This window comes from Pseudomonas entomophila, assembly GCF_029193575.1.
GTDB lineage: Bacteria > Pseudomonadota > Gammaproteobacteria > Pseudomonadales > Pseudomonadaceae > Aquipseudomonas > Aquipseudomonas entomophila_G.
This window is the reverse complement of record NZ_JARGCS010000025.1, coordinates 60,478-72,426: the sequence shown is the minus strand read 5'-3', so window position 1 is coordinate 72,426 and position 11,949 is coordinate 60,478. Positions and strand designations below refer to the sequence as shown.

At 60.6% G+C, this 11,949-nt stretch carries 11 protein-coding genes; 5 read left to right on the top strand and 6 right to left on the bottom strand.

Annotated features, from left to right (window positions below):
* The 6 genes from P0Y43_RS12595 to P0Y43_RS12570 form a co-directional block, all read right to left on the bottom strand.
* The coding region (locus P0Y43_RS12595; RefSeq protein WP_275637595.1) for a polyamine ABC transporter substrate-binding protein at positions 1 to 1,001 on the bottom strand (1,001 nt) is incomplete at its 3' end.
* A gap of 399 nt (positions 1,002 to 1,400) precedes the next feature.
* Positions 1,401 to 2,138, bottom strand: coding sequence for a cytochrome b (locus tag P0Y43_RS12590; protein WP_275637594.1), 738 nt, complete (start codon positions 2,136 to 2,138; stop codon positions 1,401 to 1,403).
* An 83-nt stretch (positions 2,139 to 2,221) separates the two neighbouring features.
* Positions 2,222 to 3,436 carry a sensor histidine kinase gene (locus P0Y43_RS12585; RefSeq protein WP_275637593.1) on the bottom strand — a complete coding sequence of 405 codons (1,215 nt, stop codon included), beginning with the start codon at positions 3,434 to 3,436 and terminating at the stop codon, positions 2,222 to 2,224.
* Positions 3,420 to 4,097, bottom strand: coding sequence for a response regulator transcription factor (locus P0Y43_RS12580; RefSeq protein ID WP_275637592.1), 678 nt, complete (start codon positions 4,095 to 4,097; stop codon positions 3,420 to 3,422). Before P0Y43_RS12580 ends, P0Y43_RS12585 begins: the two co-directional genes overlap by 17 nt.
* Positions 4,098 to 4,675: 578 nt before the next feature.
* Complete coding sequence (locus tag P0Y43_RS12575) at positions 4,676 to 6,100, bottom strand: amino acid permease (RefSeq protein ID WP_275637591.1); 1,425 nt, start codon at positions 6,098 to 6,100, stop codon at positions 4,676 to 4,678.
* 143 nt (positions 6,101 to 6,243) lie between these two features.
* Positions 6,244 to 7,038, bottom strand: a complete 795-nt coding sequence (locus P0Y43_RS12570; RefSeq protein ID WP_275637590.1) for a gamma-glutamyl-gamma-aminobutyrate hydrolase family protein — start codon at positions 7,036 to 7,038, stop codon at positions 6,244 to 6,246.
* 90 nt (positions 7,039 to 7,128) lie between these two features.
* On the opposite strand from P0Y43_RS12570, the gene P0Y43_RS12565 reads away from it, so the two are divergent.
* The 5 genes from P0Y43_RS12565 (at position 7,129) to P0Y43_RS12545 (ending at position 11,756) form a co-directional block, all read left to right on the top strand.
* Complete coding sequence (locus P0Y43_RS12565) at positions 7,129 to 7,836, top strand: FadR/GntR family transcriptional regulator (protein WP_275637589.1); 708 nt, start codon at positions 7,129 to 7,131, stop codon at positions 7,834 to 7,836.
* A 162-nt stretch (positions 7,837 to 7,998) separates the two neighbouring features.
* On the top strand, positions 7,999 to 8,427 hold the full coding sequence (locus tag P0Y43_RS12560; RefSeq protein ID WP_275637588.1) for a GtrA family protein: 429 nt from the start codon (positions 7,999 to 8,001) through the stop codon (positions 8,425 to 8,427).
* Positions 8,393 to 9,376: a glycosyltransferase family 2 protein gene (locus tag P0Y43_RS12555; RefSeq protein ID WP_275637587.1), complete on the top strand. Its 984-nt coding sequence runs from the start codon at positions 8,393 to 8,395 to the stop codon at positions 9,374 to 9,376. Before P0Y43_RS12560 ends, P0Y43_RS12555 begins: the two co-directional genes overlap by 35 nt.
* A complete protein-coding gene (locus P0Y43_RS12550) occupies positions 9,373 to 10,803 on the top strand; it encodes an ArnT family glycosyltransferase (RefSeq protein WP_275637586.1) in 1,431 nt (476 codons plus the stop codon). Before P0Y43_RS12555 ends, P0Y43_RS12550 begins: the two co-directional genes overlap by 4 nt.
* Positions 10,800 to 11,756: an SdiA-regulated domain-containing protein gene (locus P0Y43_RS12545; RefSeq protein ID WP_275637585.1), complete on the top strand. Its 957-nt coding sequence runs from the start codon at positions 10,800 to 10,802 to the stop codon at positions 11,754 to 11,756. Before P0Y43_RS12550 ends, P0Y43_RS12545 begins: the two co-directional genes overlap by 4 nt.
* Positions 11,757 to 11,949: the final 193 nt, after the last annotated feature.

Below are 11,949 nucleotides of genomic sequence, written 5' to 3'. Positions count from 1 at the left end.
GCCGGCGGGTAGATGCTCGGGTCGCTGGTGATGTCCTTGTCGACGAACGGGGTCGCGGCCTTGTTGCCGTTCGGGAAGCGCACGGCGTTGGTGATCTCGGCCATGACTTCAGGCTGCATCAGGAAGTCCATGAACTGGTAGGCGGCTTCCTTGTGCTCGGCATCCTTGGGGATGGCGACCATGTCGTAGAAGGTACCAGCGCCTTCTTTCGGAATGACGTAGTCCAGCTTGACCTTGTCGCCGGCTTCGTGGGCGCGGGCCTTGGACTGCTCCAGGTCGCCCGAGTAGCCAACGGCCACGCAGATGTTGCCGTTGGCCAGGTCACCGATGTACTTGGAGGAGTGGAAGTAGGTGATCGAAGGACGGACCTTCAGGAACAGCGCCTCGGCGGCGGCCAGGTCTTCCTTCTTGGTGCTGTCGCTCGGCAGGCCCAGGTAGTGCAGCGCAGCCGGAAGCATTTCGGTCGGCGCGTCGAGGAAGCTCACGCCGCAGCTCTTGAGCTTGGCGATGTTCTCCGGCTTGAACACGGCGTCCCACGAGTCGATCTTGTCCACGCCCAGCGCGGCCTTGACCTTCGCCGGGTTGTAGCCGATGCCGATGGAGCCCCACATGTACGGGAAGGCGTGCTTGTTGCCTTTGTCGCTGGCGTCGCCGACAGCCTTGAGCAGGTCTTCGTCGAGGTTCTTCCAGTTCGGCAGCTTGGAGCGGTCGAGCTCCTCATAGACACCGGCCTTGATCTGCTTGGCCAGGAAGTTGTTCGACGGCACGACGATGTCGTAGCCCGACTTGCCGGCCAGCAGCTTGGCTTCCAGGGTTTCGTTGCTGTCGAAGACGTCGTACTTGACCTTGATGCCGGTCTGCTTCTCGAACTTGGCGATGGTGTCCGGCGCGATGTAGTCCGACCAGTTGTAGACGTTCAGCACCTTGTCGTCAGCGTGAACAGCGGTGGCCAGTGATCCAATCAAGGCGGTAGCAAGAAGTTTCTTACGAACGTTACGCATATTTATATCTCCTGTGTTAAGTGCTTACTGCTATGTCTACAAAATTTGCTGCTCATTGAATAAGTGCTAAACGCTCCTGCTGCCTCTAAGCAGCTGCGCAGCTCCTATAGAGATCGTGACCTCCTGTGACAGAACACGCCAACGGGAGCGTTTATTCCACCCCACCGTTTTTTTTTGGCGGCAACTGAAGGCCGCCGAGGTACAGGGCGTGAGACCAATCCCCTGCCGTTTAAAAAGCTAACAAGGCAGGCGCAGCAGCCTCTGTTGCATAACGACAAGGCCTCAGAGTCAGCGTCTGCCTGTCCATCTGGAGGAGCTGCTGGCACACAACCCATTATTTGTGGCGGCTTAGCTGTTGAACGTAGGGGGGGAGGCCGGACAGCACCCACGCTGCTGCTTTCATGGGAACGGCGTTGTTGTGCGGTAGTCGCGCGGCTCCTCCAGCTCACCCAAGGTCACGAACCCTCGCAGTGCAAATACTGCGACCAGCAGCACGATGCAGCAGGCGGCAAATGTCAGCTTGCGCCTCGTCTGCGCAGGGTTCTTTTCGGCCTTGGCATACATCCGTGGCAGCAGCTCGATTTTGTGTGAGTGGGCGTGCAGCCAGACCGCAGCGATATGTCCGGCACTCAGGGCAAGCAGTCCGTAGGCGAGCACGGCATGCAGGACATAGGCCCAAGGCGTCGAAGCCCAACCCAGCACCTGCTCGCGGGTCGGGAACAACTGTGGCAGTTCTATGCCGAAGTAGGCGTTACCGTATTCATGCAGGTCGGCGATGGCGATGCCGGTCATGCACACTGCCACTACCATCAGGTAGATCGCTGCATGGCCTACGCGCGCCAGGGTCCTGTCGCGCAGTGGCATTGCCGCTGGCGCTGCCGGAGTTGGCTGGGCGAGTTTTAACCCCAGTCGCAGCAGCAACAATGCGAGCAGGGTGTAGCCAATCGACTTGTGAAAGTCGCGGATCACACCCTGGCGATCTTCGTCGACGAAGAACGGTACGCCTTCGACGTTGGTTACCAGCACGCCTGTCAGCCACATGATGATAAACCCCCAGGCCATGGCCCAATGCAAGGCCCTGAGCGCGGGGTGGTAATGCAAGGGGGTGTCGGAACGGGGGAGGCTTGTTGTTTTCATGGGAGCTCCTGTCACGGTGGGTTGAATGGCGCGCACACCCCGGCGCAGCGCGGGCATGCGCTCATTTTTTGTGGGGAGGGCAATCAGTGGGTCGAGAAGTGCACCCGGGCCACGAAGCACCCTGGCTCACGGTTCAGTTCCAGGCGCCAGCCGCAATGGCTGCTCAGGCGCTGCGAAATGTCCAGGCCGTAGCCGAACCCTGAGGTACCGCTGTCGCCTGGGAATAGCGCATTGGTCAGCGTCAGGGTCGAGGCGTCCGCCTGGATCTGCAGGTAGCGCTCGCCATGCTGGACGGCATTTCCAATCAGGTTGGTGATCAGCACCTGCAAGGCGTTGGGCGCCGCATCGATCGTCGTGCCGGCCTCGACCTGCAGCTCGACCCGCTGCTGCTTGCCGGCCAGGCGGCCTTCGAACTTCTGCAAGCAGGTTTCAAGCAATGCCCTTAGCGCTACCGGTTGGGTAGGCAGCTGTTCACCTTCTCGGCCCAGGCACAGGAACAACTGCACCATCATTTCCATCTCGCCGCTGGCCTGCTCCAGGCGGTCGAGGTTGCGCGCGCGCTTTTCTGTACTGCATTGCGGCAGGCGGATCACCGCCAGCGCGTTACGCATGACCGCCAAGGGGGTGCGCAGCTCATGGCTGGCGTGGCGGGTGAAGGCGCGCTCACGGTCCAGGGTGCTGTGCAGGCGGTTGACCAGTTGGGTCAGGGCACGGCTCAGCGTACCGATTTCGTCATCGCGCTCATGGCCGGGCAGGTCTTCTCCCGGCAGGCAGCCGTCCTTCACGGCTTCGGCCAGGCGCGTCACCGGCAAGGCCAGGTGGCGAGCGCCCACCACCGCCAGACCGGCCCCGGCAATGACGACCAGTCCGGCGACCGCCCACAGGATGCTGCACAACAGGCTGATGTGGTTGCCAAGGGAGCTGAGCTGGGATTCGTCGAGCTCGACATACAGGTTCTGACCGGCGGCCGGGATATGGACGACCCGCACATGGGTGCGCTCGTCATCCAGTTCATGGCTGCCGAGCGCAAGTGCACGGTATGCCTGGGGCAGGTCCGGGTCATCGGCCCAGTAGCTGTGCATGTAGCTGGTCGAGGGCAGCGTCGCTTCACTACGATTGCTGGCGTAGCTCTGCTCGAAGCGCTGCACTTCCTGATCGATATAGCCGTTGACCACGTAGTCCTCGGTCATGGTGATCGAGGTGAACACCAGCACGCTGTACAGCAGCACGACGAAGGCGGTGAACGGCAACAGGATGCACAGCACGCGCGCGAAAAAGGAGCTAGTCGGGAATGGCAAGGCGGTACCCTCGGCCGTGTACGGTCTTTATCAGCTCACGCTCGAAGGGACGGTCCAGCACCTGGCGCAGCCGGTAGATATGCGTGCGCAGTGGATCGCTTTCGGGCAGTTCATCCGGCCATAGCGCGTTTTCGAGCTGTCGCCTGCTGACCGCGTTGGGGGCCGCTTCGGCGAGCAACGCCAGCAAGCGGATGGGCACGGTCTGCAGGTCGATGGCCACGCCGTCGCGGTGGACCTTGTTGCGCTTGAAGTCGATCACCAGTTCTCCGCAACACAGTTGTTCTGCGTCTGCGCCAAGCTTGCCGCGGCGCAACAGGGCGTGCAGGCGACACACCAGCTCTTGGGGCTCGAAGGGCTTGACCAGGTAATCGTCAGCGCCTGCTTCATAGCCGTCCAGCTTGTCGGCAAGCGTGTCACGGGCGGTCAGGAACAGCACCGGCGTATGGTCCTGGCGCTTGCGCAGGGCCTTGCAGGCATGCAGGCCGTTGAGCTTGGGCATGGTGACGTCCATCACGATCACGTCGTAGCGCTGCAGCAGGGTGCGCTCGAGGCAGGCCTGACCGTCGAAAGCGAAGTCCACTTCGAAGCCGACCTCGCTGAGGTAGTCGGCCAGTGAGCCGGCAAGGGCATGGTCGTCTTCGACCAGCAGTATCTCGATCATCGTTCCAGGGCCTTTAGCGGCGACAGGTGGGGTGATGCTGCGCTAGCGGTGCAGCGGCACCAGGCATCGACCGCCGCCTGGATGTCGGTATCGATCACCGAGGGCACGGGGTGGTCGGTCCGCTGCCACGTTCCATTCAGGCATAGCACAAGAAGCGAAGCTGTTGATGCGGGCCACTTCATGCAGACACTCCAGAAGGTATGGGCGGCTAACTTAGCGAAGTGGATGTGACATGAATGTGATCTGCAGTGACGCCCGGTTCACAGGCACGGCCTAGCCGGGCCGGGGCCGTCCAGCGCGTTGCGGCTTACCGTACAGTTGAATGGAAGGGGTGGGCGCTTTTGATGGGTTTGCGCTTGCGAAATCAGCGAGGCCTGAAGGCAGTCGAGAATAGGCGACTGCGTCAGACCGCTAAGTGCTCAATCGGCCCGATATCGCCTGCGAGGCGGCGGGCTTGCCAGCGTTTAGCCGCGCACCCGCCATCGGAGCAACGATCGTGTTGAGGGATGAACGGTGGGCGATTTCAGCACAGGCCAGCCGGCCTGTGCTGACGTTATTGGATGATCCTCAGCCGGTATTCAATTCACCGTCGAAATGGGATGCGCAGGGGGCGCTGTTCTTCGGTTGCGAATTCGGTAGCACACCGTCAGGAAAATGAACCACACGGGCATGAAGTAGAGCGCCGTGCGCGTGTCGTCCTCCAGTGCCAACAGTCCGGTGACGAACACGATAAAGACCAAGGTCAAGACGGCGAGAGGAACGCCCCCTGGCATTTTGAAGTTCGAGCGGTTGTGCAGCATCGGTGACTTTTTACGGTAGGCAATATACGCCAGTAGAATCATCGACCACGTGTACAGGCCGACAATCGCAGCAATGGTCGACACCAGGGTGAAGACGGTCATGACCGATGGAATGAACAGCAGAAGCAACAGACCGACGCAGATCGCTACCCCGGTCAGGAGGATTGCATTGGTAGGCACCCCTCTGGCGGCAATGTGACCCAGCGCGGTAGGTGCCTGTCCACCACGCGACAGACCGAACAGCAGACGCGCACTCGAATAGATTCCACTATTGGCAGACGACGCAGCGGATGTCAGAACCACGAAGTTGATGATCCCCGCTGCCGCCGGCAAGCCGGCAATCACGAAAAGCTGCACAAACGGGCTTTGCGTCGCGGACACATTCGCCCACGATATAACACTGATGATGCCGACCAGAGACAGAATGTAGAAAAACATAATGCGGATCGGGATGGTGTTGATGGCTTTTTTAATCGTTTCCTCAGGGTTTTTGGCTTCAGCGGCTGTGGTGCCGATGAGCTCTGTGCCATTAAAGGAAAAGATCGCAATCTGGAAGCCTGCGAAGAAACCCATTATGCCATGTGGCAGCATAGCGCCCGGCTGCACAAGGTTGGACAACGAAGCCGTTGTACCGGTCGATGAGGTATACGAGGATGCAATGAGGACGAAACAGGTGACCAACAGGGCAATGATCGCCACAATCTTGATGAGCCCCACCCAAAACTCAACTTCGCCATACACCTTAACGGCCAGGAGATTCAGGCTAATCAGAATACCAACGGTAATAAGCGCGGGGGCCCAGGCGGGTGCTTCGGGGTACCAGTTCTGAAAGAACCCTGCAACCATCACCATGTCGGCAATGGCTGCAACGCACCAGCCGAGCCAGTAAGTCCAACTCAACACGTAGCCCGCCTGGCGCCCCAGGTACTCAGCAACCATATCTGAAAAAGAGTGATACTTCAGATTGGACAGCAGCACTTCGCCCATTGCGCGCATCACGCAATAGATGAAGAAGCCAATAATGGCATAGACCAAAATAATCGAGGTGCCGGCCAGGGCGATGACTTTTCCCGCCCCCATGAACAGGCCCGTTCCAATTGCCCCGCTGATGGCAATGAGCTGTATGTGTCTATTCTCCAAGCGCCGCTTGAGTTCGCGAGCCTGTGGGTCATTGCTTTTTTCATTGCTGGTGTGTTCGTGCATTTCGCACCCTTTTATTTTTTTTATCACGTGGCACCCCTGAAGGCGTGCGTTCGCATAACGAATCTAAAATAGAGGCCCTGCCACCGAGGTGTCTTGCTCTTTAGATTCCCCGTGTATCGGTTTTCAATGAGCGTGCCGATGCGTTAGGCGCAGGCCTCTGCGACGGCGCGAGCCGTATCGGCTGGGTCGTTCTTGATAGAGGGGTTGAGAAATTGAGTCAGCAACAGATCGAAGTCTTCTGGCGAAGCCTCCGGGTCTTCGGGGTGCCACTGAACACCCACAACCCAAGCCGAACCCACTGCCTCGATCGCTTCAACAATGCCATCTTCTGCATCCGCCGCCACCACCAGGCCTTTACCCACAAGGGAGACGGACTGATGGTGAGCAGACCTGATTGCAAGGGTGCTTTTTTGATAAATCCCATGCAGCCTGGAACCCTCGAAAAGGTTGACCTCATGGCTGACCATCTTGGAGTTGTCTTTATTGCCGTTATGAAAACCGGCGCCGATTTCCTGATGAAGCGTGCCGCCAAAAGCAATATTGATTAACTGCATTCCTCGGCAAATACCGAGCACCGGGATATTGTTCGCGGCACTTTGGCGAATCAAACCCAGTTCGAATCGATCCGCTTCCAGATTTACGCCATATATCGTTTCTACGAGAGGTTTTTGGCCATAGCACGCGGGGTCAGCATCGCCGCCACCCAGCACCAACAGTCCATCGTAGCTATGGAGCAACGCGTCCGGCAGGCTCTGAGCGTCAGAAGCCTCGACAAATCTGAAGTCAGCACCGGCACGCTCTAGCGCGCGGAAAACGCCCGTGGACAGTTCACTGAGCTTTCCTTTCAACCAATCATCTGCATCCGGGGGCGTCAATGAGCCAACCACCAGAATGTGAGGGGGACGTTTGGGGAGGTTTCGATTGGTAAAGGTTGTCATGTGAGGCATCATTCCTTATCGAAATAGCACAGGGCTGCGTAGGACGGCAGCATTGCGCGCAAAACATAACACATAGAAGCTAGAGGTTAAATGAAATTTTTAGCACCTATCCCTCCTTCCGTCAGGTCGGCGCCTGACCTGGTGGCGCTCCGACTCCGCGAGGCAATTTTCACTGGCGAGCTACGGTCCGGGGAGCAGCTCCCACCCGAAACCGAACTGGCCAAGGGTTTCGGGATTGCATTGATGACGGTGAGGGCGGCACTTAGCGGCCTGCGAGACGTGGGTCTTCTCGTGACTGTGCGCGGTCGTAACGGCGGAACCTTTGTCTCGGAAGAGGTCGGCGAACGCATTGCGGAGGCGGCACGCCAGGCGCCGCTTTCGAAAGCGGATATTCGGGACCTAACGGATTGGCGTCGTGGCGTGGCGGGAGAGGCATGCTTTCTTGCCGCTCGGCGGGCAACAGGAGGACAATTGCAACGGCTCGAAGAGGCCGCCACTGAGTTTGACAGCCATGGCATCAAATTTCCTGAGGTGCGGTTTGCCGATGCCAAGTACCACACGTTGATCGCCGAAATTTCAGGCTCGGCGAGCCTCGCCCGGCAAGAGGTCGAAATTCAGGGTTTGTTGACCAAGCTCATCCTGGGCACGGAGCACAAACCTCTCAAGTCCAAGGAGATCGCCGGTTACAGCCATGATGAGATTACTTCGGCCATCCTGAGTGGAAATGGTGAAGCTGCACGTCAAGCGATGATCGACCACGCTGAGTACACGTTCATCTGGACGACCATGCTGTTATAGATAAGCTTGTTAGGCTCTGTACAACACCCCACGCCGCTCTGGTTTCACTGGCGTGGGATGTTGACGACATCGCTTCAGGTACAGAACCTAGCGAAGCGGATGTGACCTGAATGTGACTTGGAGTGACGTCCAGTTCACAGGCGTGCTGCCTAGCATGCCGGCATGACCAAGACCTCGATCCTTCGCCCAGCCGCCATCGTGCCTGCCCTGACACGCTACCTCGGCGTGGGCATGCTGGCGACCCTCGTGCACCAACTGGTGTTCGTGCTGGCCCTGCAACTGGGGCAACCCTTGCTGGGCAGTGTCATTGGCGCGGCAATCGGCGCGCTGACCAGTTTCCTGCTCGCCCGCGGCTCCTGCTTTGCAGGGCGCGGCGGCAGGCGCCTGCAGCCGCGCAAGTTCGTCTGTGTCGCCCTGTTGCACAATCTGTGCAATGCGCTGGCGATGGCCATGCTCCTGCGCGCAACCCCCCTCGCCCCATTCCTGGCCCAGGCCCTAACCACCGGCAGCCTGGCCTTGGTCGTTTTCTTCATCCACCGTCACTGGACCCACAGCCATGTCGATCTCCCCCTTGCCTGTCGCGGACACTGAGCCGCGCCTGAGCATCATCGTGCCCTGCTATCAGGAAGAACAGGTATTGCAGGCGTTCCATCAACGCATCGCCGGGGTCGTCAAGCGCCTGCCCGTGCCTTGCGAACTGCTCTATATCGATGATGGCAGCACTGACGCAACCGCCGATCTGCTGCGGCAGTTCGGCTCCCAGCCAGGGGTCCGCTGCCTGCGCCTGAGCCGTAATTTTGGCAAGGAGGCGGCGCTCAGGGCCGGGCTCGATCATGCCCGCGGCCAGGCACTGGTGTTCATCGATGCCGACCTGCAAGACCCGCCGGAGCTCATCGCCACGATGGTTGAGCACTGGCTGCAGGGTTATGAGGTGGTGAACATGCAGAGGACTCGACGCGACGGGGATGGCTGGCTGAAAAGACTCACTGCCACGCTGTATTACCGGACGATGCGTCTGCTGCTGACGCGGGGCGACCTGCCAGCGGAGGTCAGCGACTTCAGGCTGATAGGGCCCGCCGCAGTGGCGGCCCTTCGGGCGATGCCCGAGCAGGTTGGGGTATTCAAGCTGCTGGTAGGGTGGGTCGGCTTTCGCAGTATCGAACTGCCCTACGCCCGCGTGGGCCGCGTTGCAGGTGCGAGCAAGTGGAACTACCCGGCACTTCTGGATCTGGCGTTGGAAGGGGCGCTGGCCTTCTCCCGCAAACCGCTGCGCTGGTACAGCATCGCCTGCGTGTCGACCTTTCTGACCTGCAACGGCTGGCTGCTGGCGGCGACCTTGGCGGGTAGCGTTTCGCTGCTGCACGTGCTGCTGGGGGTGGCCGGGTTGCTGTGCCTTGGGGTGGCCATGCTCGGCGAGTACCTGGGGGCGACCCTGCTGGAGGTCAAGCGCCGTCCGTTGTACCTGTTGCAGACCGAGCGGGAGCAAGACACCGACCCTAACGCCCGGCACGCGTTGGCGCGCCAAGGGGGCCGCCCGTGAGTACGCCGTTGCGAATGCCGCTGCTCTGGGGCGTGCTGGTAGCAGTGCTGGCCTTGCGCTTGGTAGGCTTGGGCGCCTACCCCCTGATGGACACCTCCGAGGCGCGCTACGGCGAGATGGCGCGCAAGATGCTCGAGCTCGGTGACTGGGTCACACCCATGTTCACCTATGAGCTGCCGTTCTGGGGCAAGCCACCGCTGTCGTTCTGGACCCAGGCGGCAAGCATGCAGTGGCTGGGTGTCAGTGAGTTCGCGCTGCGCTTGCCCGCCTGGCTGATCCAGGTGCTCAGTTGTCTGTTGATCATCCATGTGGCCCGGGGCGAGCGCAGCCTTGCCGTGGGCGTGCTGGCCTCGATCATCTACAGCTCATGCACCCTGGGATTGGTCGCCAGCGGGGTGGTACTGACAGACCCGACCCTGGGCTTTGGCCTGCTGTTGGCCTACGTCGGCTTCTGGTGCGCCATGGCACGCAATGAACCCAGCGCCGCGCGCCTGGGCTTCGCAGGCCTGGGACTTGGGTTGCTGGCCAAGGGGCCTTTGGTGCTGGTGTTGTTCGCCGCTCCGGCGCTGGCATGGGTCGCCTACCGGCAGCAATGGCGTCAGCTGGCTCGCCTGCCCTGGCTGAGCGGCGTGTTCATCATGCTGGCGCTCGCGCTGCCGTGGTATGTGCTGGCTGAAATCAAGACCCCGGGATTTCTTGACTACTTCCTGGTGGGCGAGCACTGGAAACGCTACGTGATCAGCGAGTGGAGCGGTGATCTTTACGGCAACGCCCATGCCAAGCCTTTGGGCACTATCTGGCTGTACCTCGTGGGTGCGCTGTTTCCCTGGAGCCTGTTGCTGCCGGTGCTGTATCTGCGGCGCAAGAGTGCCCATGGCGATGCGTTCGACCTGTTCCTCTGGAGCTGGGCGCTGACGACCCCGCTCTTCTTCAGCCTGGCCGGCAATATTCTGTGGACCTACGTGCTACCGGCATTACCCGCCTGGGCGTTGCTGCTGGCCGATAGCCTGGTCCGTGCCCGCAGTATCGCCGAGCGTCCGGTAGTTGCCATTGCCCTGGCCTTGCCAGTGCTGGGCTTGCTGCTGATCGTGCTGGGCAACCTGGACCAGCGCCCGCAGAACCAGCGCGAGATCGTCCTGGCCTGGCAGCGTGCGAGCTTGATGCAGCCCGCACCACTGTTCTACCTCGGGCGGCGTTCCTATTCCGCCGAGTTCTACAGTGCTGGCGAGGCCCGTCATGCCAAGTCGGTGCCGCAATTGCCGGTGGACGCTGTGTTCTACCTAGTGCGGCGACTGCGTGACCTGGATTCGCCGCTGCCCCCTTCGCTGGACTGCCAGCCGGTCGCCCAGGCTAACGCCAGTCAATTGTTGCGCTGCCGATCGATACCGATGGGCTTGTCTTCCCATGCTTCGAGGAACGCCCAATGACACCCACCCTCTCGAACCGACTCTATCCTTGGGGCTGCATGGCCGTCGTGCTGGGCTGCGTGCTATGGCTGGTAACCCATTTGCAGGTAGGCGAACAGCTTGGGCAGTTCTGGCAGCGGCATACCCTCGCCGAACCTATCCGCCAGCGCAGCATCTGGCTTGGGCAGTACCGGTTCGTCGAGCGTTTGCAATTGCCCGGCATCGAAGCGAATGCTTCGGATATCGTCCATGTCGCCGAGCGGCAGCGCTATTACGTGTTGGTGAACAACCCCGCCGGGCTGTTCGAGTACAGCGAAAGTTTCCAGCTAATGGCACGCTACGACCTGCCGGGCTTCGAGGACCCGGAAGCCTTGAGCTACGACGGCAACGGTCACTTGCTGATCGCCGAGGAACGGCGCCAGACGGTGGTGAGGCTTGCGATCAAGCAATTGTCCGAGCCAATCGTGCGCGCGGCGTTGCCTGCGTTCGAACTGGGTGAGCGGGCTGACAATAACCGGGGCGTGGAGGGCATCGCTTTCGATCCAGACAGCGCAGTGCTGTTCGCCTCCCAGGAAAAGCAGCCGATGCGCTTGTTCGAAGTCGTCGATGGCATCCCGACCGCCGATACTCCGTCCAGGCGTCTACCCCGTACGCAGGTGTCGGCCTTGGTCTTGTGGCGTTTGCGCTTGAGCGACATCTCGGCGCTGCACTACGACCTTCAGACCCGGCACCTGCTCGTGCTCAGTCATGAGTCCAAGCGTCTGGTGGAGGTCGACAGCGGTTATGCGCCGCTGAGCTACCTGGATTTGCAGCGTGGGTTGCATGGACTGGACGAGAGCGTGCCGCAGGCCGAGGGCGTCACTCTGGGGCCTGGACGGCAGATTCTGGTCGTCAGTGAGCCGAACCTGTTGTATCGGTATGTCGCTGAGCAAGAGCCCTATCAACGCGCGCGCTTGCCGAGCGCGGGTCAATGAATCTCGCGATGGGGCCGCTGCTGTATCTGGCGGTCAAGGGCAGGCGCGTGTCATGAGCAATGCAATGTGATTTTTCATGATGATTCGCGTCGAACACCGGCTGAGCCCGCGCCTGCCATTGCGGTGGCTGCTTCGCAGGCAAGCCCGGGCAGAGAATCATCGCCGGCAGCCAGTACGATGCCGATGAGCCCGG